The organism is Pseudomonas sp. Irchel s3f10 (assembly GCF_900187515.1).
Lineage (GTDB): Bacteria > Pseudomonadota > Gammaproteobacteria > Pseudomonadales > Pseudomonadaceae > Aquipseudomonas > Aquipseudomonas tensinigenes.
Window position 1 is genome coordinate 352,413 of record NZ_FYDZ01000005.1, and the last position, 21,842, is coordinate 374,254.

Sequence of the window (21,842 nt, forward strand, 5' to 3'; positions counted from 1 at the left end):
AGCCTCGGTTAAACGCTAGCGAGCGGGTTGGTCAGGGTGTGTTGCAAACGATAGTTGCTGTACTGCATCAAGTGCATGCGCAACAACGAACGGGTTGGCCATGGCTCTTCGACGAACGCCTTGTGCTCGGTTTCCCACACGTCTGCCGCGACGCGGTCACGCACGGCTTCGAAGGCGAGGTCGGTTTCTTCGCGCAACACCTGCCAGAGCCGCGTGTTGTTGAAAGCGTATTCCTTGGTCAGCCACAGGGCCATTTCATGCAGGTGCGTGAGGAACGCCGCGTCGAGCACAAACATGCGCACCGGCTCGATATCACCGCAGAACACTGTCGGCAGAATACCCGGCTGCACATGCGGTTGCAGGCTGTAACCACGGCCCTCGAGCAACGGCGCGTAAGTGCGGCCATCACCGAAATCGCGGATCAGCAGACTACGTGCTTTGCCATCCGGGGAGAACAGCACCATGGTGTTTTGCTGGTGCGCCTCAAGGCCGATGCCGTACATCAAGTAGATCGCCACCACCGGGTGAGTCACCACTTTCGCGTACTCGCGGAACCAGCTCTCGACCTGCGCAGCATTGGCGCGTACACCGTCGCGTTCGATCAGGTCGGTAAATAGCGGACGACCGCTGCCGGGCAAACGGGTGAACAGTGAAGCCACGGTTATCGGCAGGCATTCATCGTTGCGTTCGAATGCCGGTGCGCTGGCGCGATACACCACGGACAGATGACGGCCCGGGTGATCGTCCTGCGTCATCGCGTTTTTATAACGCACACCGATTTCTTCCGGGAAGATTTCCAGGCGCTGATCGAAGCCGTTTTCCGTCTCGAGAATCTTGCTGATCACCGTGCTGATGCGCGGCCCCATGTGAATCGACTTGGCTTGCAGGCTGCGCAGTTCGCTGGTCATCCACACCGCGATCGGCAGCTTGATCAGCGGCGCGGATTCGTCCAGCACCGGCATCATCGTGCGATAGGACATGGTCGGCAGGGTTGGCAGGTCCGGGCCATCGGTGATCAGGATGCCGTCGGCGATTTCCTGCGCGAAGGTTTCCAGCACGTAGGCCTGCAAATGCCAGCCGTGAATCGGTAACGGCAGCCACTGGTTTTCGTCCAGCCCCTTGCTGTTGAGCGAGGCTTTCCATTGCGCCCATTGCGTCGGGAAGTGCTCGGCAAACCAGGCGCGGTAATCGATCACGTGCGGCATGCTTTCGCTTTTCGCGTTGTCGGCGCGCAATGCGGCGATGCGCAGCGGCACCTGTGCGTTGAACTCGGGCGACAGTTGCTCGACCTCTTCATCGGTCAGTCCCGGGCGGGCTTTCCAGGTCGGGTAATACGGGTGACCTTCCAGTGAACCCCACTGGTCGAGAAGAATGGCGACGTCCTTGGTTTTGGCGTGCTGGCGCAGGTAGTCGGTGAAGCTGTCGAGCCCGGCATCCTTGGTGGCCTGCTGCAGTCGGGCGTTCCAGTGCTGGCGATGCTGACGGGCGTGGGCGTCGTTGCTCAGGCTGTTTTCCATGTCGGACTTGAGCCCGGCCACGCCTTCGTCGGTCGGGGCGAAGTCGAAACTGTCGCGCAGCACATCGAGCATGTCCTGGTGGCTGGTGATCACCTGGCGAACGCCTTCATCGGTGACCAACACCACGTCACCGTCGTTGACTACGGTATCGGCCGGGCCTTTGGCGATGTCGGAAAAAGCCAGGTGGGCGCGGCCGCCCTTGAGCGGATACGTGGCCTGGTTGCCCTCGACGGAAAAGCTCAGGGCCGAACGGTCGAGGATGTTTTCCGCAAACAGGCAGCGCACCAGACGGCGCATGGCGTTTTTGCGGGAGTAGGCGATCAGTGTCTTGAGGTCATCCATATCAGCGGTCTGCTCGTCGAAAATTGAGTAAGAAGATCAAGCGGCGGCGCTTGTCGTGTGCGGCCATTGGCGCGGGAAATAGTCGAGTGCCGAGCCGCGCAGGCCTTCCATGTAGGCCACGCTCCACTGCAGGACTTCCTCGATGTAAGGCACCTTGAGGTCGAAGCGTTTGGCCATTTCCACCAGCAGCACCAGGCCGTAGGCGACGTCTTCGTTGAAGGCACGGCTCTCGCGCTCGATCACGTAACCGGCGCGGTTGTCGGCAGCTGGCACCATCGGTGCGAGGATGTCGTTGTAGGCCTGATTGGTGCGCAGGATCGACAGCATGCTGCTCGGGTCGCGGATCTGCTCGCCGTAGGCCTCGACGATTTCCTGTTTCAGCGATTTCACCGAAGACAGGTCGATGCCCAGGCGCTGGCTGATCACCGCGCACAGTTGCTGGCTTTCCTGATCCATGCGTTCAAGGAAATACGCGCCGAGTTCCGGGCATTCGGTCCACCAGCACATGCGTTGCGGGAAGATCTTGCGGTGCCACTGACCGTATGGGCCGATGAGGCCGTAGATCACCGAGCTGTGCATGATCGGGTTGCCCGGCGTCAGGGTGATTTCCAGAAAATGCTCGAGCATCGTCACGCACGGGCCGTACAGCCGCGTGAGTATTTTCTCGAGCTGGCGGCGCGCGGTTTGTGGCTCCCGGGCGTGTGTCGCCACATACAACTGGCTTTTGCCGCCGCCCATTTTGATCGAACGTCCCGGGGTCAATTCGAACGCCGTGTGCGGCACATCTTTCATGCCCCAGATCACCACATTCGGTCGGTCGGGCAGGGTCGCTTCGGCCAGCCAGTCGAAACCGCAGAAGCCGGGAATGGCGCCGATGAACACCGGTTTGCTGGTGGTCAGATGTGGCGCGATGTCTTTCAACGTTTGCGGACGGGCGTGGGCCGGCACGGTGATGATGACAATGTCGGCATCTTCCACCGCGGCTTTCGCGTCGCTGGTCACCCGATCGAGCCGGGCGCTCAGGGTCGAGCCGTCCGGCAACAAGGCCTGCATCGGCGTCTGGCGAGCGTGTTGTTCGATGACCTCCTGATTATGGGTGTGCATCGAAACCTGAACATTGGGTAGCTGCTTGAACAGGATGGCGTTGAGATGGCCGGTCCTGCCGCCACCACAGATGGCGACTTTCAACAGATTCATCGAGAGGCGTTCCTGTGTGAAGGGTGGGTCATGCGACGCTCAGTTGCAGCGGCGCGGAAACGCTGTCCAGCCAGTGGGTCTTGCCCAGCCAGGCGTCCAGTTGCGGGGCGATGCTCGGGTCGATCAGGTCGCGCTCCTGCAGCCACTTGTCGTCGAACACGGTGTGCAGGTATTTCTCGCCGCCGTCGGCAATCGGCACCACGACGTTGCCGCTCAGCACGCCTTTGTGGATCAGCTCCAGTGCCTTGAAAATCGCACCGCCAGTGGAGCCGCCGACCAGCAGGGCGAAGTTGCGCGCGATGTAGCGGGCGGTTTCGAACGCCTGCGAATCGGTGACTTGCACGCCCAGATCGATGCAGCTGTAGTCGAGCACCAGACCCACGGTGTCGCCGGCCGGCGTACCGGTGCCGGATTGGTAGTACGGGTAGCCGGGGTGGCCGAAGACAATCGAACCGGCCGGTTCCACCGCGACGGTGACGGTGTCCGGGTTGTGCACTTTCAAGCCGCGTGCGATGCCGGTCATCGAACCGCCGGTGCCGACGCAACCGACGTAAGCGCCGATCACGCCTTCAGCCTGCACGATGGTTTCGCGGACGAAATCGCTGTAGCCGCCGGCATTGGCCGCATTGTCGGACTGGTTCATGAATACCGCGCCGGGGATCTCGCTCGCCAGTTCGGCGGCCATCTGTTGCCGCTCGACCACCGCGACTTCGTCTTCGCGATAAGTGCCTTTGACGAAACGAATGTCGGCGCCGAGGGCCTTCATCACGGCGATCTTGTCTTGCGCGGCGTGGTGATCGACCACGGCGATGAAATGCAGACCAAACTCGACCGCCGCCATGGCCAGGCCAATCCCGGTATTGCCCGACGATGACTCAACCACCACGCCGCCGGGTTTCAGGCGACCGGACTTGAGCGCCGCCAGCACCATGTTGCGCGCCATGCGGTCTTTGATACTGCCGCCGGGATTGTTCTTTTCAATCTTCAACAACAATCGCGCGTTGGTATCCGGAACATCGATGCCCAACATCGGTGTATTACCAATAAGGTCAGAGACTTTATTCAAGATCATTGCAATTGTTCCCTTTAGTAGTCAGGTGAAAACGCATAGTTACCTTCCGTACAACAGGTCGCCGTCAACCGCCGGGGCAGGGGATGGCGATGAAACTCGTTTTCCAGCAAGTCCATCTGGTAACCGGCGGTGTTGATATAAATCAATAAGTCACCGGATTGTGGTGCCGTCGCAAAGTTGATCAGGCGATGGGTGATGACGTCATCGTCCAGGCAACTATGGCCGGCGATATAAGCCTGGATCGGGGCGTGTGGCTGTTGTTTGGTACTGACAAGTATCGGATCTAGCAGATATTCCGAGGCAAACCAGGTTTCGCAAGCGCTGAAACTGCTGCCCTCCACGAAGATCACGGTTTTATTGTCAGCCAATTGTTTGCTGCGCGTGACGCGAAATATTGAAATGGCGGCTTGATCGACCAGGCTTCGGCCGGGTTCGAGTGCGAGGGTTATATTCTGCGTCTGCAAGTAATTGGCAATCGACAAGCCCGGCGAATGCTCGGCTTCGAGCAATAACGTCAGCCATTGTGTCGCGGTCAGTTCACTGCCGTAAGGATAATAAGTGGCGGGAACTTTCCGGTTGTAATAGTGGCTCGGGTTATTGTCATTTTGCAGGAACTGAGCGTAGGTCTCAGGCTCGACATAACGAATCGGCAAGCCGCCACCGATGTCGATCATCTGCGGATTCAAGCCCATTTCCCTGGCCGCCTGGATAAATCCGCTGACCTCACGAAAGGCTTGTGCGCGGGATTCGAATCCATAGCCGCCGAGGTGAAAATGGAAACCTTCAAAATGAAAAAGCTCAGGTTGTTCTGTCAACCGTTGCAGGCATTGCAGCAGGTCTTGCGAGCCCATCCCGAATCGGCTGTTCTGAGTGCTTTTAGGTCTGTAACGCAGTAGCACTCTGGTTTTCGTCGGACCTGGTTGTGTGGGGATCACGCTATGCAGGTGATCGAATTCCTCCAGCGAATCCACACAAATCAATGAACCGGCGCTGATCAGCGCTTGATGGAAAACGGCTGTTTTGGCCGGTCCTGTGGCGCAGATTTTGGCGCCCCGCACACCTGCGCGCAGGGCAGCATTCAACTCGTGAATGCTCGACACATCGACGCCGATCCCCGAATTCGCTGCAGCGCCGAGCATGCTTTGCGACTTGTTGGCCTTGGCCCCGTAGAACAGGGCATGGGGAACCTGGTATTGCTTCAACACGTTCAGCAGCACTTGCGTGTTCAATTCAAACGCATGGGGCCAGACCAGATTTAACGGTGAGCCCTGTTGTTCCACCAAGTCTGCAAGTTTGTTCGGGAACTTGTTGATAAGCGTGGAAATAACCGGGTCGATCAGCGGCGTTAACATCTCCGGGTGATGAACTTTATATGGCTGCTCAACAGCAGATTTATTTGTTGTAGGCATAGTTAACCCCTGGCGTCGAAAGTTACGTCGCCATTGATAGTTCGATCACCGATTGTTATCGATGCAGGTCGTCTTTTTTGCTCGTTAGCGTCGAGCCTTTAAACAACTGGGAGGCGGATGCCAAGTGAAGTCCGCTATTGGATCTGTAGCCCTGATCGTAATAAATGGTTCACAGAACAATTGCATGAGAACCCCATTCCATAAGGTTTGTGCGGATGTAATGAATGGCCGTTAGTTGCTGGCCATTGCCCTGTAGCAGCCTGTAGCTGATGTTTAAGTGACATCACTGACAGGTACTTTTGCAGATACCGATGACTTGCTTTGAAACGAGAATAGTTCCTCTTGGCGGCGTGAACAATATTGCGAACAGGAACGATTATCAAGTAAGGTTTTCAAATATTTTTCAATAACGACCTGCTCAAGGCGAATCCATGAACGTGTATTTACACGCTCAAGGACTCGTTCGTCCCGAGATTAAAAAGTCTCTTAATTGCTTGATCAATAAGGCGTTAAGGGCAGTTGCGACAAGCCCCGCAACAGCAGGCAAATCTGCCGTTGATGGGGCCTGAAAATGTTTAGAAACCACGACTGGTTCACGCCAAGGAGCAACGCCATGCAATCCGATCGACTCAGCCGCAAAGCGCCACTCGCGATCAGCTACCTGTTCGTGCCGGGCAACCGTCCCGAGCGTTTTTCCAAAGCCTGCGAAGCAGGGCCGGATGCGATCATTCTCGACCTCGAGGACGCCGTCCATCCGGACAGCAAAGTCGCCGCCCGTGACGCCATCCAGGCGTGGCAGGAGAAAACGCCGAGCGTTGCTTGTGAGCGTTACATCCGCCTGAACAGCGTCAGCAGTTCGCTGTTTCGCCAGGACCTGAGCTGGCTCAGCGACCTGCGCTACCCCGAGCGTTGCGAGGGGATTTTCCTGCCCAAAGCCGAATGTCCCGAGACGCTGGCGCGGGCGGTCGAGCGCTTGCTGGAGTGGCAACCGAGGCTGGCGATCGTCGCGATCATCGAGACCGCCAAAGGCCTGCAGCAGGTCGAGTCGATCGCTGCGATTGCGGGCGTGGCGCGGCTGGCGTTTGGCTCGCTGGATTTCTCGCTCGATATCAACTGCAGCCAGGTGCCCGAGGCGTTTCTGTTTGCCCGCAACCGCATCGTACTGGCGTCGCGCACGGCGGATCTGCCGTCGCCAATCGATGGCGTGACGCCTGCGATCAGCGACCTGGCGGTGGTCGCCAAGGACTCGCATTACGCGCGTTCGCTGGGCTTCGGCGCCAAGCTGTGTATCCATCCCGGGCAACTGGCGACGGTGCAGCGCGCCTTCCTGCCGGACTCGCGTCAATTGGCCTGGGCTGACCGCGTAATGCGGGCGGTGGCCACGGGCAGTCACGCGGTGCAAGTGGACGGCGAAATGGTCGACTTGCCGCTGATCGAACACGCCCAACGCCTGCTCGATGTAGCCAGCCAGCATGCGCCGGTTGCCCGCGCCGATGCCTGCTGAATCCCCGGCGAATCAGGAGGTCACCATGGACCACGGTTATCAGATTGCGCTGCGGCCACTGTGCGACGTGTTGCAATCGGAGCAGGTCGACCCGGCCAACGTGGCGCTGTTGCGCGAGTCGATTGTCCGCGCCGGGCATTGGCTGGAACCGATCATCGTCGAGCGTTCGCGCGGCATCGTGATGGACGGCAATCACCGTTTCACCGCGGCGTTGCAGTTGGGCTTGAGACGGGTGCCGTGCATCCAGCTCGACTACTCCGATCCGCGCGTCTGTGTGCGGCATTGGCAAACCGGACAAGCGTTCGAGGTGGCGCGAATTTTCACCACCATCGCTCGCGGCGAGATTTTTCCGTACAAGACCACCCGGCACGCGTTTGACCCTGCGCTGCCGCTGGTCGCGATTCCTCTGGAGCGCCTCTACGCCTGACCCTGATCGGGCGACGCAAAAAAACTTTACTGCGGGTGATACTTTTTCGCAGATCGACTGGCAATAGGAGTGATTACCATTTTCCCTCGATGAAAAGGATCCTCACGTCATGCCTGTTGTCAGTCGTCCTTGCGGTGAGCGGGTGTTAGCACTCGCCGTGCGTACCGCCATGCTGAATTTCGTTTTGGTCGCAGGAAGCGCCAACGCTTGGGCCGCCAGCCCCGAGCAACCAGGCGTTGCCGCCGACCCGACTGCGAACGCCGCGCCGGACGCGCTGACCCTCGACACCACCAACGTCAACGCCCGTTACAACGGCGCGACTGCGTTACCGGAAACCCTCGCCGGCGGCCAGGTGGCGCGCGGTGCCCGGCTGGGCATGATGGGCAACAAAGACGTGATGGACACGCCGTTCAGCGTCACCAGTTACACCGCCAAGACCCTCGCCGATCTGCAGACCGTGACCGTCGCCGACGCCTTGGAGCGCGACCCTTCGGTGCGCTCGACCGGGCAGACTGGCGGTATCGTCGATTCGTTTTTCATCCGTGGCTTTCCGATTGGCGAAGGCAACCTTGGTGAGTTGGCGTTCGACGGCGTCTACGGTGTCGCGCCGAATTATCGGGTGTTCACCGACTACGCCGAGCGCGTCGAAGTGCTCAAGGGGCCGGGCGCGCTGATGTACGGCATCTCGCCGAACAGCGGCGTCGGCGGCGTGATCAACATCGTGCCCAAGCGGCCGCTGGATGAAGACCTGACCCGGTTCACCGGCAGCTATGCCTCGGATTCTCAAGTGGGTGGGCATCTGGATCTGAGCCGGCGCTTCGGTTCGGAAAACCAGTTCGGCGTGCGTTTCAACGGCAACCTGCAGGGTGGCGATACCGCCGTCGATGATCAGCATCGCGACCTCGGTGTCGGCGCGATCGCCCTGGATTATCGCGGCGAGCGTCTGCGCCTGAACCTCGATTACATCAGCCAGAAAGAAAGCTGGGAGGGCGCTTCGCGGCCCTTCACCATTGCGCCGGGCGTTGATGTGCCGTCTGCGCCGAACGGCCGCACCAATCACTCGCAGGACTGGGGCTGGTCGGACACCAAAGAGCAGTCGGCCTTGCTCGGTGGCGAATATGACCTGACCGACAACGTCACCGTGTTCGCTCATGCCGGTGGTGGCAAGTCCGACGTCAAGCGCCTGTCCGATCAGGTGCCGAGAATCCTTAACGACGCCGGCGATACCAGCAACATCCCGGGTTACTACAAATTCAACGTTGATCGCTCGACGGCTGACGTCGGTATGCGTGGCATGTTTGCCACTGGTCCTATCACTCACACCACCACGGTGATGGCGACCCGGTATCAGGATGAGCTGTCGCGCGGTATCAACAACGGCACGGCCATCCTGTCGAATATCTATCACCCGATCGACAGGCCGCAGCAGTACATCAACTCGCCAAAAGTGTTGCGCGTTTCCGAGTCGGAGCTGTCCGGCGTGGCGTTGACCGACACGATGTCGATGCTCGATGACCGCTTCCAGTTGACTCTCGGGGTACGTCGTCAGGACATCGAATCGCGTAACTACAACGCGGCCGGTGCGGTCAGTTCGAAATACAAGGACAACGCCACGAGCCCGCTGGTTGGCGTGGTGGTCAAGCCTTGGCAAGACGTTTCGCTCTACTACAATTATGTCGAAGGCTTGAGCAAGGGCGACATCGCCCCGGGCACGGCGTCCAACGCCGGCGAAACCTTTGCCCCGTACGAATCCAAGCAGCATGAGATTGGCGTCAAGTACGAGCACGGCACGTTCATGACCACGTTGGCGTTGTTCCAGATCGAGAAACCGAGTGGTGAAGTCGGTGCCGACAACGTGTTCTCGGTGCAGGCCGAGCAACGTAACCGTGGTATCGAGTTGAGCATGTTCGGCGAAGTGGCACCGGGCACTCGCCTGATGGGCGGCGTGACCGTGCTCGACGGCGAACTGACCGATTCGGCGACCAAGGCCAATCGCGGCAACAAACCGGTTGGCGTGCCGGATGTGCAAGCCAACCTCTGGGCCGAATGGGACACGCCATGGCTTGAAGGCTTCACCCTCACCGGCGGGGCGATTTACACCGACAGCCAGTACGTCAACCAGGCCAACACTCAGGAACTGGATGCCTGGACCCGCTTCGACGCCGGCGCGCGTTATGCGACCAAGATCGAAGGTCGGCCAACGACGTTCCGCGCCACGGTGCAGAATGTGTTCGATCGTGAGTACTGGTCGGGCGTGGCGTCCTACGGCGCGTTCTCTCCGGGTTACCCGCGGACCTTGCAGCTGTCGGCCACGGTCGATTTCTGACGGGGCGGGAAGGGCGGCGCTGTCGTCACCTTCTATATAGAAAGTCACGATCACGTTGCCTGTCCGACACGTGGTCGGCAGGCGGGAAGCAGCTGCAATCCGCCTGAACATTTCAGAAAGGGAGTATTCGCCATGTTTAACCACCCAGGCGTTGGCGCTGTAAACGCACCTTCAGCGTTTCGGGCAGCGAACAACCCATTGGCCTTTGAGTTTGATCGCAGCGCCAATACGCATATTCGCGAACTGCTGCGCCACTTCGGACTGCGCACCAGCCTGATCCGCTTCAAAGTCATCAATGCACTGGTGGTGGCCGGCCGCGACGGGCATGGGATTGGAGTGAATGGCGTGCATACGTTTGTCGAGTCTTCATCGCCCGAGCTGTCGTTCGTCAGCGTGCGTGAAGTGCTCAAGCGTCTGGGTGAAGAGGGGCTGATCGTGCTTGGGAGTGACAAGACCTACCGATTTTCCTCTGAGGCCATGGAATTGCTGCAGCAACACACCGATCATCTGTAGGCGCTGCCGAGCGCCTACAGAGTCCCCGTGTATTTCACGGCGGCGGCTGCTCGCGAGGGCACGTTCAGCGTGCGTAATAAAGAAGACACATGAATGCGCACCGTGAACGGTGAGATATCCAGTTCACGGGCGATTTCCTTGTTGGTTTTGCCTTGGACAATCAAGCGCAGCACGTCTTGCTGACGGGGTGTGAGGGCGGTGCCGGTTTCCAGCGGCAGCAGCCCTGACGGCGCGAACTTCACCAGCACTTCACCTTCACGAATCGCCAGAATCGCCTGACCGATTTCATCGGGGGAGATGTTCTTGCCGATAAAACCGTCGATACCGGCGGCCATGACTTCGCTGATCAAGGCCTCATCATCGATCATCGACACCACAATCAGCGTGGTGCGTGGCAGGCGCCGACGCAGTTCGCCGAGCTGGCTGACACAGGTGAGTCCGGGGAAACGCAGGTCGAGAATCAATGTGTCCGGCTCATCCCCCAAAGGCAGCAGCGCCAGCACGGCGTCGAGATCGCCGGCTTCGTCGATAAGGGCGTCGGGAAGCAAACGTTGAACCGTGCGCAGCATCGCTTCGCGAAACAGTGGGTGATCGTCGGCTATGATAATTCGGCATGTCATGGCATGACCCTCCCTGGGTCAGGCGTTGCTCAAGGTCTGCACATTAGCACCGAGCGCAAGGGTTGCCTGTAGGCTGCTTCTGAATCTGACGATTGCCGCACAAGGACGTTTCCCGTGAAGTTCGAGAAAAACACCGAACTCGACCAGGCCAATCTGCGCATCATCATCGCCAGTATTGCCGTGGTTTATATGCTGATACTGGGCTTTTTGCCGGGCCAGCGCTTCGATACCTATCTGCCGGTTGTCACCTACATCATTCTGTTTTTGCTGGCCTCGATCGGCTTGCGTCAGGCGATTGCACGTTGGCCGGGGCATTACCCGGCGCGGCGGATTTTTTCCATGGTTCACGATTACACCGGCACCTGTTTTGGCCTTGTGGTCGGTGGCGAGGCAGCGTTGCCACTGTATGCGGTGATTATCTGGGTCAATCTGGGTAATGGCATGCGTTACGGCTCGCGTTATCTGGCGATTGCCACGGTGCTGGCCTTGGTGGCATTGCTGTGTGTTTATCGCCTGACCCCGGTGTGGCAGGCACAACCGTTCATGGTGTTGATGCTGATGATTACCAGCACGGTGATCCCGTTTTACGCGCATTTGTTGCTGGAGCGTACGCGCAAGGCCTCCGAAGAAGCGGTGGCGGCGAATCTGGAAAAATCGCGGTTTCTCGCCCAGGCCAGTCATGACCTGCGCCAGCCGATTCATTCGATTGGGCTGTTTACCGCGTGCCTGCGGGAATCGCGGTTGGGCGATGAGGAGCGACGTCTGGTCGACAACATCGACCGTTCGTTGCTCAACGTCTCGCAGCTGTTCCGCTCGATTCTCGATCTGTACACCCTCGACAACGGTCGGGTTCTGCCCAAACTGCAAACTTTCAATTTAGGTGAATGGCTCGCGGATCTGATTCGTCAGAACGCCGAAGCGGCGCGTTGGGCTGGCGTGGAGCTGCGGTTTCGCCCCTGCGAATATTGGGTGTGCAGCGATCCGGCGTTGCTCGCGACCATGGTGCAGAACGTGCTTTCCAACTGCTTCAAATACGGTGCGCATCGGCCGGTTTTGATCGGCGTGCGTCGGCGCGGGGCAGGGCTGGCCATTGTGATTTATGACCAAGGCAACGGAATTGCCGAAGAGCATCTGGCCAAGGTGTTCGAAGAGTTTTATCGGGTGCGGCAAGTGCGTGACAAAGACGTCGAAGGCGTGGGGTTGGGGCTGTCGATCGTCAAGCGTCTGGGGGAGTTGATTGGCGTGGGCGCTACTCTGCGCTCGCGGCTCGGGCGGGGAACAGCGGTGACTCTGTACGGCTTGCCGATCACCGCGCCGCCGCAGGTAACGGTCAATCGGGATGAAACACGTCAGGTCGGTTTACTGACCGGGTTGAAGGTGTGTCTGGTGGAGGATGATCGCAACGTATTGCTCGCGACTTCGGCGCTATTGGAACGTTGGGGCTGTGTGGTTCAAGCTGAACTGAGCGGGCGGGATTTGATGACCGACTGCGACATCATCGTCGCCGATTATGACCTCGGCACCCACGCCACTGGCATCGAATGCATCGACGATGTGCGTAAACAACGGGGCTGGGCAGTACCGGCAATGATCATCACCGGACACGACGTCGAAAAAATCCAGGCTGCGCTACATGACCGCCAGATTGCCATTTTGTCCAAACCGGTGCGCCCGGCCGAACTGCGCGCAACGTTGCGAGCCTTGCGCGATCATCAACCGCAAACCCAAGCCTTGTAGGAGCTTCGGCACGTTCAGGATCAGGATCAAAAGATCGCAGCCTCGTTGCACTCGACAGCTCCTACAGGGTCAAGCGTCTAGCGCTTGCACAGGTAATCCTGGGTGATAGTGGTTTGCAGGCAGTTGTACTGGCCCATGGTGCGGCAGATGTTTTTCTCGGAACCGGTGACCTCGGCGTTTTTGTAGCCCCAGGTCTTGCAGCGTTGCGCGGCCACGGTCAGGCCTTGTTCGGCGCTGGTCTGGCCGCTTTCGAACTGGCCCAGTTCATAGGAGACCTGGACGACGCCATCGTTTTTGCTGCCGCCAGTGGCTTCCCATTGTTTCGGTGTGGCGCAGCCAGTGAGGAACAGGGCGCTGAGGGTGAGTGTTGCGATCAGGGTTTTCATGGGCAAACGGTGTCCTTTACCGACGTGATGGAATTACTGGAATGGAATCGGCGAGGCGCCTTTCGGCAGGCACGACAGTGGCGGCGACATGATGCCCATGCTGGCCACGGCGATGATGACGCCGCTGGGCAATTCACAGTTGTATTCCCCGGCCGGGGTGTACGCGGTGTAGTAGGTGAGGGTGCTGTCGTTGCGGACGTTGTCGATTTTCGACACCGGTTTACCGATCACCGTTTGCGCGCGTTCTTTCATGCTCGCTTCAGTGGGTTTGATGGTCTGGCAGCCGGCCACGCCGAGCAGCACGGCACCGAATACGGCGATTTTGGTGAGGTTTGCATGCAGTTTCATGGTGTGTCTTCCTTGGTGTTGTTCTGATTTCCAGGCACAACGATCCCGCACGCTGCGAACAGGCAACGTTGAGGAACATCGAGGGGTGCGGGGGAATATAACGCCAGCTGACAGGGCGGTCGATTAGCACAAATGTGCTAGTGCAGTAGGGGGATCGACGGCCGTTAGGCGCTTCTCTTCCTGCCCGATTCGGGCAAAGCTCGAATCAGTCTAAAAACACTGAGTCATGCTGACGAGCCTTTGCTAGGCTCAAAGATGTAGGCGAAGACGCAGACTGATGCGCAATCGGATAGCAAGGGGGCGTGGGGCGCGCTCCGAAAGGTACACGGTTAGAAAGATCTCCGCGCTGAGATCCAGCCCTTATGCCGTGTGAAGCAGCCGAGGCCGTACCTTTTCAATTTGGCCCGGTACTGTGGGAAGCCCGATAAACCTTGTAAGCCAGAGACCAGCACTGGCCGCCTGCTCGAACACCAAAGCCCGCCTCGTGCGGGCTTTGTCGTTCCTGCCAGGTCAGATCGATTGCAGCGCCTGCGCCAGATCGGCGCGCAGGTCTTCGACGTCTTCAACGCCCACCGACAGCCGCACCAGACCATCGCCAATGCCCAGTTTTGCGCGGGTATCAGCCGGAATGGTCGCATGGGTCATGATTGCCGGATGCTCGATCAGGCTCTCCACGCCGCCGAGACTTTCCGCCAATGCGAAGATCTTCACGTTCTCAAGGAAGCGCCGCGCGCCCGCCAGATCGCTGTTCAGATCAACCGAAATCATCCCGCCAAAACCACGCATCTGGCGCTTGGCCAACTCATGCTGTGGATGCGACGGCAGCCCTGGATAGTAGACGCGTTTGACCTGCGGCTGCTGTTCGAGCCACTGCGCCAGATCCAGTGCGTTGCTGCAATGACGCTCCATGCGCAGCGCCAGGGTTTTCACCCCGCGCAGGGTCAGAAACGCATCGAACGGCCCGGCAATCGCGCCGACCGCGTTCTGCAAAAAGCCCAGCTTCTCGGCCAGTTCTTGGTTCTGGCCGACCACGGCGATTCCGCCGATCACATCGGAGTGACCGTTCAGGTACTTGGTGGTCGAGTGCAGCACGATGTCGAAACCCAACTCCAGCGGCCGCTGGATATACGGGCTGGCAAAGGTGTTGTCGGCCACGCTGATGATCCCGCGTGCACGGCAGATACGGGCGATAGCGGCGAGGTCCGACAGGCTAAGCAGCGGGTTGGTCGGTGACTCGACAATCACCAGGCGTGTGTCGTCCTGTAGCGCCGCTTCGAACGCCGCCAGGTCAGTCAGATCGACGTAGCTGAAACGGTGTCCGGCACTGCGCTGACGGACCTTGTCGAACAAGCGGAACGTGCCGCCGTACAAGTCATTGCCGGAGATGACGTGTGAACCGGCATCGATCAGTTCGAGCACTGTGGAAATCGTTGCCAGCCCGGAAGCAAAGGCAAACGCCTGGGTGCCGCCTTCCAGGTCCGCCACGCAGCGTTCCAGGGCAAAACGCGTCGGGTTGTGCGAGCGGCCGTAGTCGAAACCCTTGTGCACACCGGGGCTGTCTTGCAGGTACGTGGAGTTGGCGTAAATCGGCGGCATCAGCGCGCCGGTGGTCGGGTCAGGCGCCTGCCCGGCGTGGATCACCCGGGTCGCGAAGCCTTGGGATTTATCGTCGTGCTGACTCATGCGAGGGATCTCCGTAATTGGTTGAGCATGTCGGTGCGGGTGATCAGGCCATGGAAACCCGATGCATCGGCAATGATCGCGACGAGACCACGGCTGAGCACCGCTTCCAGCTCGGAAAGGCTGGCACCGGGGGCAAGGGTTTGCAGCTTGTCGGTCATCACGCTGGACACCGATTGGCTGAAGCGCGCGGCGTCTTCGTGCACCGCCAGCAGGATGTCCGACTCGTCGATCACGCCAACCAATTGCTTGCCTTCCACCAGCACCGGCAACTGCGAAACATCGGCCAGGCGCATGCGCTGGAACGCAGTCAGCAGGGTGTCGCCTGGGCCGACACTGATCACGCGGCCATCCTCGAAGCGCCGGGCGATCAGATCACGCAGGTCACCGTAACCCTTGCGCTGCAACAGGCCCTGATCGGTCATCCACTGGTCGTTATAGACCTTCGACAGATAGCGCGTACCGGTGTCGCAGACAAAACTCACCACGCGTTTCGGCTCGGTCTGTTCACGGCAATAACGCAGCGCCGCCGCGAGCAGGGTGCCGGTCGACGAGCCGCCGAGAATACCCTCGGCCTTGAGCAACTGGCGGGCGTGATCGAAGCTTTCTTCATCGCTGATCGAGTAGGCGTGGCGCACGCTGGAGAGGTCGGTAATCGATGGAATAAAGTCTTCACCAATGCCTTCCACCGCCCATGAACCGGGCGTCGGCAGGGAGCCGTCGCGGCTGTATTGCGCCATCACCGAACCGACCGGGTCAGCGAGGACCATTTCCAGATCCGGTTGCACGCGCTTGAAGAAGCGGCTCAGGCCGGTCAGCGTACCGGCCGAACCGACACCGACGACGATCGCGTCCAGGTCATGTTCGGTCTGCGCCCAGATCTCCGGCGCGGTGCTGCATTCGTGGGCCAGCGGGTTGGCCGGGTTGTTGAACTGGTCGGCGAAAAATGCGCCGGGAATGTCTTTCGCCAAACGCGCGGCGACGTCCTGGTAGTACTCGGGATGACCCTTGCCGACGTCGGAGCGGGTGATGTGCACCTCGGCACCCATGGCCTTCAAGTGCAGGACTTTCTCGGTGGACATTTTGTCCGGCACCACCAGCACCACACGATAGCCTTTGGCGCGGCCAACCAGTGCCAGACCCAGGCCGGTGTTGCCGGCGGTGGCTTCAACGATGGTGCCGCCGGGTTGCAGACGACCATCACGCTCGGCGGCGTCGATCATCGCCAGACCGATGCGGTCCTTGATCGAGCCACCGGGGTTCTGCGATTCGAGTTTGAGAAACAGCGTGCAAGGCCCGGTGTCGAAGCGGGTGACTTGAACCAGCGGAGTGTTGCCTATCAGCCCAAGTACGGCAGGGCGTGATTCCTTTGACATTTCTTCACCTCTTGGTGGTGTTGATCGCGTTCCAATCGCGGGGAAAAGACTCGCGTGCAACATAGGCTCAGACATCGGCTGTCGCAACCTTTAGTCAGTCGCAAATACAGCCATTTCGATCTAACGATAGATCGAAATCAAAGACTTGCCGGGACGGGCTTGAGTGCGTTTACACAGAGGCGTCATTGAGTTTTCAAAGGGCGTCTTCCCGGCGGCGAGTGGCTTGATTTGCGAAGCAATATCCTGCAGCGAAAACCGTCCGGAAGATTTCACATCGCGCAGTTATCGGCTGCCGGAGATGGCGGCGGGCAGCCAATGAAGGTGTTGACCCTGCCGGCGCATGACATTCAGGTTCGGGGAATTTCCATGGCAGCACAGGGTAGGGGGTTGTTACTCTGAGCGGCCGCAGTCGAGGCGTTTGCACTACATGAGTCATCAACCGATCATTCAGGCCGTGTCTGAAGCAGACATTAGCGAGGTGCTGAACTTTGTTCTGGCGGCCCGTGCCGAGCTTTTCCCCAAGCTCAGCGCAACGGGTATGCCAGACGATCTGGCGCGTTTCGCCGAGGTTTATCTGGGTGGGAAAGGGCGTTTTCTGATTGCTCGCCAGCAAGGGCAGATCGTCGCGTCCATCGGTTATCTGCCTTACGACCGACGCTTCGCGCGCCTTGCCTGGCCTGACCGTAACGTGGTGGAAATCGTCCGCCTGTTCGTCCTGCCCTCGCAGCGACGCTCAGGGCTGGCCGGCGCGCTGTATCGAACACTCAAGGAAATGGCGCTCGCCGACGGGGTCGAGCTGATCTACCTGCACACTCATCCGTTTCTGCCGGGAGCCATCGAGTTCTGGCAACGGCAGGGCTTCGAGATTATCGAGGTCGACGCTGACCCGGTCTGGCAGACGACGCACATGCAGGATTTCATGAGTGGAATCGAAGAATCTGCGCCCCATCGAACGGGTCCGTCAGATAGTGCGCCCTGACCCCGAAAGTGTCCTGTAACCGCTGCGGTGTCAGCACTTCCAACGGCGCGCCCAACGCCACCAGTCGACCCCGTTCCAACACCGCCAGACGATCGCATTTCAACGCCTGATTGAGATCATGCAGTGCGATCAGCGTGGTCACCGGCAAGGCCTGCACCACGTTGAGAATGGTCAGTTGATGCTGGATGTCGAGGTGGTTGGCCGGTTCGTCCAGCAATAGAATCTGCGGTCGTTGCGCCAATGCCCGAGCGATGTGTACCCGTTGCCGTTCACCCCCCGACAAGCTGCGCCACAGGCGTGTGCGCAGGTGCATCGCATCAACGTCAGTCAACGCCTGCTCGACGATGGCGTCGTCCACCTGCGACCACGGTTGCAGCGCCGACAGCCAGGGCGTGCGCCCCAGCGCCACGGCATCAAACACGCGAATGCCGTCATCGGTGTCGGCCTGTTGTTCGACCACTGCCAGTTTTTGCGCAATGCTGCGTCGGGCCATTTTGCCCAGGCGCTGACCTTCGAGCAGCACCTCGCCGGCGCTCGGCTCGCGCAACCCGGCCAGCAGTTTGAGCAGGGTGGATTTTCCCGAACCGTTCGGCCCGACGATGCCCAGTGTCTCGCCGCGCTGAACCTCAAGGCTGACACCGTTGAGCAACTCGGCGCCGCGCACTCTGAAGCTCAGACCAGAACAACTCAAAACACTGTTCATCGTGCGGACCTGCGGCCAACCAGAATCAAGGCAAACACCGGTGCACCGACCAGCGCGGTAATCACCCCGACCGGAATCACCTGACCTTTGATCAGCGTGCGCGACAGCACATCGGCAGCAATCAGAAACACCGCGCCACCCAACGCACTGGCCGGCAGCAATCGCGCATGACCAGTGCCAAGCAACAGACGCGCGGCGTGGGGAATCACCAGGCCGACAAAACCGATCGAACCGACAATCGAGACCATCACCGCCGTCACCAGCGCCGCGCAGCCAATCAATAGAATCTGCACGCGTCGCACCGGAATACCGAGGGATGCCGCCGAATCCGCCCCAAAGGTAAACGCATCCAGCGCCCGCCGATGCCACAGACACACGACCAACCCCAACACGGCCACCGGCACCGCCAGCCACACCGACGGCCAACGCACGCCGCCGAGATTGCCCAACAGCCAGAACATGATGCCGCGTGCCTGTTCGGAGCTTGCCGAGCGGGTAATCAGAAACGCCGTCAGCGCATTGAACAGTTGCGAACCGGCGATCCCTGCAAGAATGATTTGCCCGGTGCCGCTGGCGGAGCCGCTGACGCGCGCCAGCAAAATCACCAGCACGAACGCGGTGACTGCACCGGCGAAAGCTCCGACTGACAGCGAGATGAGCCCGGCACCAACACCTAGCAACGCCACCATCACCGCACCGGTCGAAGCCCCGGCAGAAATCCCCAGCAGATACGGATCGGCCAAAGGGTTACGCAACAACGACTGCAAAATCACTCCGCACGTGGCCAACCCGGCACCGCACGCCGCCGCGACCAGTGCGCGGGTCAGGCGGTAGTTCCAGACGATGCCTTCATCGATAGGATCCAGCGCGTATCCGGCGCCCCACAATTTGTTCGCCAGCACTTGCACGACCACGCCCGGTTCAATCGAGGTCTCACCAATGGCCACGCCAGCAACCACTGCAATCAACAGCGTCGCCAAGGCCAATAACGTACGGATCAGGCTGGCACTCATTGCGACAGGTCATAGCCGTTGATGGCCGTGGCCAGCTGCTCGATGCCGTCGAACATGCGCAGGCTCGCCTGCATGGCCATGGCGTCAAGAATGATGATGCGGTTGTGTTTCACCGCGTCCATGTTGCGCGTCACCGGGTCGCTGCGCAGAAAGGCGAGTTTCTTTTCATAGTCGTCAGCGGGGAAGCGGCGACGGTCCATGCGCGCGATGACGAGGAAGGTCGGATTGGCCTTGGCGATGGTTTCCCAGCCGACCGTTGGCCACTCTTCATCGGACTCCACCACGTTGCGCACGCCGAGGGTGCTGAGTATAAAGTCGGGAATGCCTTTGTGCCCGGCCACAAACGGCTCGATGTCCATTTCGGCGCTGGAGAACCAGACCAGCGCGCTGGAGTCTTTGAGCTGTTTGCCTTGGGCGGTGGCAATCGAACGGGCGAGGCTGGCCTTGAGTTCATCATTGAGCTGCTGGCCACGCTCCTGCACATCAAAGATCTGCGCCAGTTGGCTCACGCTCTTGTAAATAGAATCGATGCGAAACGGTGCGCGCCGCGTGCCGTCGGCGCCGACGAGGTTGTCCTTGGCTTCGCAATCGGAGGGCAGCAGATAGGTCGGAATCTTCAGCTCATGAAACTGCTCGCGGGTGCCGACCGCGCCTTGCGGGCCGACCATCCATTCCAGCTCCACGGCGACCAGTTCCGGGCGCTTGCCGATCACCGATTCGAAACTCGGTTCGTTGTCGGCCAGGCGCTGGATCTTGTCGTCCTGCGCTTTGTACTTCGTCAGCACATTGTTGAACCACAACGAGGTGCCGACGACTTTGTCGCCCAGGCCCATGGCGTAGAGCATTTCCGTCCCGGCCTGGCCGATGGTCACGGTGCGTGTCGGTGCGTGCTGGAAGGTCAGGGTGCTGCCGCAGTTTTCGATCGTCAGCGGATAGACCGTCGGTGCCGCATGCGCCATGGCGCCAAGGCTCAGGCCGGTGATGAGGGTGGCGATGCGGGGCAGCAGCATGGGGCAGTCTCCGAGGGAACCGTACGGGGAGCGGGAGAGTACGGTCTGGAAACACACCATCGAACGCAGTCAGGAAAACAGCGCAAGGCCGGGCAGCCAACGAAGACGCGCACGGCACGATGTCCTTCCCGGACACCCCGCCGGTTAGTAATCACTGTGTCGGCAGGTCTCCTGACTGATGCGTCATCGCCTTGCTCCAGCCTTCCCGGGGTTCACCCAGTGGCAGTCGTGGAGCAGGCTCGGCACCTACAGTTGCGGGGGCAGTTCCGATCAATGCTGTGCAAGCACCTCGGATTCCCTGTTAGTCCCCTTCGGGAACCGACGGCGGCATGGTAGTCGATCGAGCCGCTGAAGGGGAGACGAATCTGTCGTGGCGAGGATCAGTGCTGGCTCATCAAACCGTGCAATACGCCCAGACGCAGACCCGGTTCGGACGGCACCATTTGTGCGATGCCGAACACTTTGAAGGCGGCCAGCATCAACACCAGACCGCCGGGCAGAATGCTTTGACGATGCGGTTGCAGCCCGGCCAATTTCAGTTGCTGGACGTTGTTCACCTTCAGCAGAAGCAACGACAGGCGCAGCAGTCCGCCGTAGGTGATGCCGTCCTGACCGTAGTCGTTGAGGCGATTGGCCTTGAGCACTTTGGCGAGCATGCGCGCAGTGCCGGACGAACCGATGGTTTGCTGCCAGCCCTGAGCACGATAGCGTCGGGCAACCTTTTCAAACTGCAGGATGGCGAAGCGTTCGGCCTCCTGTAGGGCACCGGCGGACACGTCACCGCCGCGAAAGAAGCGCGTGCTCAAGGTGCCGCTGCCGATGGCGATGCTTTCGGTGAGCAATGGTTGTGAGCCTTGGCCGAGGATCAGCTCGGTGGAACCGCCGCCGATGTCGACCACCAGGCGCATATCTGCGGCGCTCGGCAAGGCATGGGTCACGCCGGCGTAGACCAGCCGCGCCTCTTCATGGCCGCAAATGACGTCGATGGGAAAGCCCAGATGCCGCTCGGCACTGGCGAGAAACAGTTGCGCGTTGTCCGCCTCACGCACCGCGCTGGTCGCCACCGCACGGACTCGGCCGGCCTCGAAGCCGCGCAGCTTCTTGCCGAACCGGGCCAATGCCTGCCAGCCGCGATCCAGTGCCAACGCATCCAGCGCGCCACCGTCAAAACCTTCAGCGAGGCGCACCGGTTCACGCAGGGTTTTCACTTCCTGAATCTGCAAACCCTTTCGGCTGCGCACCGACTGGCCGATCATCAGGCGAAAGGCATTCGAACCCAGGTCGATGGCGGCAAACAGCGAGGCGTCGTCTTTCATGGGAATCCTTGCAGAGCATCCGTCGCGAGGCTCAAGACGGTTTGCGAGGATTCTGCCGTGATCTTGATGACATCCTGATGACGGGGCAGGGGCGGTTCAATGAATTTGCGGCTGTCATGACACTGTCATTATCCGGCGTCTATGCTGAGGCCAATACATCGCGTGTTCTTAAAGTTTTTGCTGCCAGTTTTGGCAGCTTTTTTTTGCCTGCGATTTGGCTGTTGATCGTTCCCACGCTCCGCGTCACTAGTGTCCGGTAAAAACTGAAGGGGGAGCTTGCTCCCCCTTGCTGTGCCTGCTTCCTGAGCAATAATCAGGTTTTTCAGACTCGATTTTCGACTATGTTCAGCAGCACCCGATTTGCGCA

Annotated in this window: 20 protein-coding genes and 1 riboswitch; of the genes, 6 read left to right on the forward strand and 14 right to left on the reverse strand. The window is 59.9% G+C overall.

Annotated features, from left to right (window positions below; genetic code table 11):
* Window positions 1-8: 8 nt before the first annotated feature.
* Genes CKW17_RS14645 through CKW17_RS14660 form a run of 4 tightly spaced genes read right to left on the reverse strand, consistent with a single transcriptional unit; the run spans window position 9 to window position 5,537 of the window.
* Window positions 9-1,859: an IucA/IucC family siderophore biosynthesis protein gene (locus CKW17_RS14645; protein ID WP_095120384.1), complete on the reverse strand. Its 1,851-nt coding sequence runs from the start codon at window positions 1,857-1,859 to the stop codon at window positions 9-11.
* Window positions 1,860-1,895: 36 nt separating this feature from the next.
* The gene (locus tag CKW17_RS14650; protein ID WP_095120385.1) at window positions 1,896-3,056 is read right to left on the reverse strand and encodes an NAD/NADP-dependent octopine/nopaline dehydrogenase family protein; all 1,161 of its coding nucleotides are present in this window, start codon (window positions 3,054-3,056) and stop codon (window positions 1,896-1,898) included.
* A gap of 28 nt (window positions 3,057-3,084) precedes the next feature.
* Entirely contained in the window at window positions 3,085-4,128 is a 1,044-nt protein-coding gene (locus CKW17_RS14655) for a PLP-dependent cysteine synthase family protein (RefSeq protein ID WP_095120386.1), read from the reverse strand.
* A 14-nt stretch (window positions 4,129-4,142) separates the two neighbouring features.
* The gene (locus tag CKW17_RS14660) at window positions 4,143-5,537 is read right to left on the reverse strand and encodes a Y4yA family PLP-dependent enzyme (protein ID WP_095120387.1); all 1,395 of its coding nucleotides are present in this window, start codon (window positions 5,535-5,537) and stop codon (window positions 4,143-4,145) included.
* Between the two features lie 613 nt (window positions 5,538-6,150).
* Between CKW17_RS14660 and CKW17_RS14665 the strand changes: the two genes are divergently transcribed.
* The 4 genes from CKW17_RS14665 (at window position 6,151) to CKW17_RS14680 (ending at window position 10,307) form a co-directional block, all read left to right on the forward strand.
* Window positions 6,151-7,041, forward strand: a complete 891-nt coding sequence (locus CKW17_RS14665) for a CoA ester lyase (RefSeq protein WP_095120388.1) — start codon at window positions 6,151-6,153, stop codon at window positions 7,039-7,041.
* Window positions 7,042-7,066: 25 nt separating this feature from the next.
* Window positions 7,067-7,468: a ParB N-terminal domain-containing protein gene (locus CKW17_RS14670; protein ID WP_095120389.1), complete on the forward strand. Its 402-nt coding sequence runs from the start codon at window positions 7,067-7,069 to the stop codon at window positions 7,466-7,468.
* 109 nt (window positions 7,469-7,577) lie between these two features.
* The gene (locus CKW17_RS14675) at window positions 7,578-9,794 is read left to right on the forward strand and encodes a TonB-dependent siderophore receptor (protein ID WP_095120390.1); all 2,217 of its coding nucleotides are present in this window, start codon (window positions 7,578-7,580) and stop codon (window positions 9,792-9,794) included.
* Between the two features lie 132 nt (window positions 9,795-9,926).
* Window positions 9,927-10,307, forward strand: coding sequence for a fe2+ zn2+ uptake regulation protein (locus CKW17_RS14680; RefSeq protein ID WP_095120391.1), 381 nt, complete (start codon window positions 9,927-9,929; stop codon window positions 10,305-10,307).
* A 14-nt stretch (window positions 10,308-10,321) separates the two neighbouring features.
* Here the strand turns inward: CKW17_RS14680 and CKW17_RS14685 are convergent, their stop codons facing one another.
* Window positions 10,322-10,927 (reverse strand): response regulator transcription factor, encoded by a 606-nt coding sequence (locus CKW17_RS14685; protein WP_095120392.1) that lies wholly within the window; start codon window positions 10,925-10,927, stop codon window positions 10,322-10,324.
* 114 nt (window positions 10,928-11,041) lie between these two features.
* Between CKW17_RS14685 and CKW17_RS14690 the strand changes: the two genes are divergently transcribed.
* Window positions 11,042-12,664, forward strand: a complete 1,623-nt coding sequence (locus CKW17_RS14690) for a hybrid sensor histidine kinase/response regulator (RefSeq protein ID WP_095120393.1) — start codon at window positions 11,042-11,044, stop codon at window positions 12,662-12,664.
* A 77-nt stretch (window positions 12,665-12,741) separates the two neighbouring features.
* Here CKW17_RS14690 and yecR read toward each other — a convergent pair whose 3' ends face one another.
* The 4 genes from yecR to CKW17_RS14710 form a co-directional block, all read right to left on the reverse strand.
* Window positions 12,742-13,050, reverse strand: a complete 309-nt coding sequence (gene yecR / locus CKW17_RS14695; RefSeq protein ID WP_007918065.1) for a YecR family lipoprotein — start codon at window positions 13,048-13,050, stop codon at window positions 12,742-12,744.
* A gap of 33 nt (window positions 13,051-13,083) precedes the next feature.
* The gene (locus tag CKW17_RS14700) at window positions 13,084-13,398 is read right to left on the reverse strand and encodes a hypothetical protein (protein WP_095120394.1); all 315 of its coding nucleotides are present in this window, start codon (window positions 13,396-13,398) and stop codon (window positions 13,084-13,086) included.
* 510 nt (window positions 13,399-13,908) lie between these two features.
* Entirely contained in the window at window positions 13,909-15,081 is a 1,173-nt protein-coding gene (locus CKW17_RS14705) for a cystathionine gamma-synthase (protein WP_095120395.1), read from the reverse strand.
* On the reverse strand, window positions 15,078-16,454 hold the full coding sequence (locus tag CKW17_RS14710; protein WP_095120396.1) for a pyridoxal-phosphate dependent enzyme: 1,377 nt from the start codon (window positions 16,452-16,454) through the stop codon (window positions 15,078-15,080). Before CKW17_RS14710 ends, CKW17_RS14705 begins: the two co-directional genes overlap by 4 nt.
* Window positions 16,455-16,881: 427 nt before the next feature.
* Between CKW17_RS14710 and CKW17_RS14715 the strand changes: the two genes are divergently transcribed.
* Window positions 16,882-17,433, forward strand: coding sequence for a GNAT family N-acetyltransferase (locus CKW17_RS14715; RefSeq protein WP_095120397.1), 552 nt, complete (start codon window positions 16,882-16,884; stop codon window positions 17,431-17,433).
* On the opposite strand, the gene CKW17_RS14720 is transcribed toward CKW17_RS14715, so the two are convergent.
* From CKW17_RS14720 to CKW17_RS30485, 5 genes are all read right to left on the reverse strand, one after another.
* Window positions 17,372-18,136 carry an ABC transporter ATP-binding protein gene (locus tag CKW17_RS14720; protein ID WP_095120398.1) on the reverse strand — a complete coding sequence of 255 codons (765 nt, stop codon included), beginning with the start codon at window positions 18,134-18,136 and terminating at the stop codon, window positions 17,372-17,374. The genes CKW17_RS14715 and CKW17_RS14720 overlap by 62 nt on opposite strands.
* Complete coding sequence (locus CKW17_RS14725) at window positions 18,133-19,137, reverse strand: iron ABC transporter permease (RefSeq protein WP_176470075.1); 1,005 nt, start codon at window positions 19,135-19,137, stop codon at window positions 18,133-18,135. The genes CKW17_RS14720 and CKW17_RS14725 overlap by 4 nt, the downstream gene beginning before the upstream one ends.
* Window positions 19,138-19,145: 8 nt before the next feature.
* Window positions 19,146-20,159 (reverse strand): ABC transporter substrate-binding protein, encoded by a 1,014-nt coding sequence (locus tag CKW17_RS14730; RefSeq protein ID WP_095120400.1) that lies wholly within the window; start codon window positions 20,157-20,159, stop codon window positions 19,146-19,148.
* A gap of 143 nt (window positions 20,160-20,302) precedes the next feature.
* Window positions 20,303-20,497, reverse strand: a riboswitch (cobalamin riboswitch).
* A 42-nt stretch (window positions 20,498-20,539) separates the two neighbouring features.
* Window positions 20,540-21,475 (reverse strand): Ppx/GppA family phosphatase, encoded by a 936-nt coding sequence (locus CKW17_RS14735; protein ID WP_095120401.1) that lies wholly within the window; start codon window positions 21,473-21,475, stop codon window positions 20,540-20,542.
* 128 nt (window positions 21,476-21,603) lie between these two features.
* The coding region (locus tag CKW17_RS30485; RefSeq protein WP_218274244.1) for a hypothetical protein at window positions 21,604-21,842 on the reverse strand (239 nt) is incomplete at its 5' end.

Bases quoted from the DNA above. Each gene is read 5' to 3' on its own strand.
- CKW17_RS14685 (WP_095120392.1), bottom strand. From the start codon at position 10,927: ATGACATGCCGAATTATCATAGCCGACGATCACCCACTGTTTCGCGAA.
- CKW17_RS14705 (WP_095120395.1), bottom strand. From the start codon at position 15,081: ATGAGTCAGCACGACGATAAATCCCAAGGCTTCGCGACCCGGGTGATC.
- CKW17_RS14735 (WP_095120401.1), bottom strand. From the start codon at position 21,475: ATGAAAGACGACGCCTCGCTGTTTGCCGCCATCGACCTGGGTTCGAAT.
- CKW17_RS14680 (WP_095120391.1), top strand. From the start codon at position 9,927: ATGTTTAACCACCCAGGCGTTGGCGCTGTAAACGCACCTTCAGCGTTT.
- yecR (WP_007918065.1), bottom strand. From the start codon at position 13,050: ATGAAAACCCTGATCGCAACACTCACCCTCAGCGCCCTGTTCCTCACT.
- CKW17_RS14665 (WP_095120388.1), top strand. From the start codon at position 6,151: ATGCAATCCGATCGACTCAGCCGCAAAGCGCCACTCGCGATCAGCTAC.
- CKW17_RS14660 (WP_095120387.1), bottom strand. From the start codon at position 5,537: ATGCCTACAACAAATAAATCTGCTGTTGAGCAGCCATATAAAGTTCAT.
- CKW17_RS14645 (WP_095120384.1), bottom strand. From the start codon at position 1,859: ATGGATGACCTCAAGACACTGATCGCCTACTCCCGCAAAAACGCCATG.
- CKW17_RS14675 (WP_095120390.1), top strand. From the start codon at position 7,578: ATGCCTGTTGTCAGTCGTCCTTGCGGTGAGCGGGTGTTAGCACTCGCC.
- CKW17_RS14730 (WP_095120400.1), bottom strand. From the start codon at position 20,159: ATGCTGCTGCCCCGCATCGCCACCCTCATCACCGGCCTGAGCCTTGGC.
- CKW17_RS14655 (WP_095120386.1), bottom strand. From the start codon at position 4,128: ATGATCTTGAATAAAGTCTCTGACCTTATTGGTAATACACCGATGTTG.
- CKW17_RS14670 (WP_095120389.1), top strand. From the start codon at position 7,067: ATGGACCACGGTTATCAGATTGCGCTGCGGCCACTGTGCGACGTGTTG.
- CKW17_RS14710 (WP_095120396.1), bottom strand. From the start codon at position 16,454: ATGTCAAAGGAATCACGCCCTGCCGTACTTGGGCTGATAGGCAACACT.
- CKW17_RS14650 (WP_095120385.1), bottom strand. From the start codon at position 3,056: ATGAATCTGTTGAAAGTCGCCATCTGTGGTGGCGGCAGGACCGGCCAT.
- CKW17_RS14720 (WP_095120398.1), bottom strand. From the start codon at position 18,136: ATGAACAGTGTTTTGAGTTGTTCTGGTCTGAGCTTCAGAGTGCGCGGC.
- CKW17_RS14715 (WP_095120397.1), top strand. From the start codon at position 16,882: ATGAGTCATCAACCGATCATTCAGGCCGTGTCTGAAGCAGACATTAGC.
- CKW17_RS14700 (WP_095120394.1), bottom strand. From the start codon at position 13,398: ATGAAACTGCATGCAAACCTCACCAAAATCGCCGTATTCGGTGCCGTG.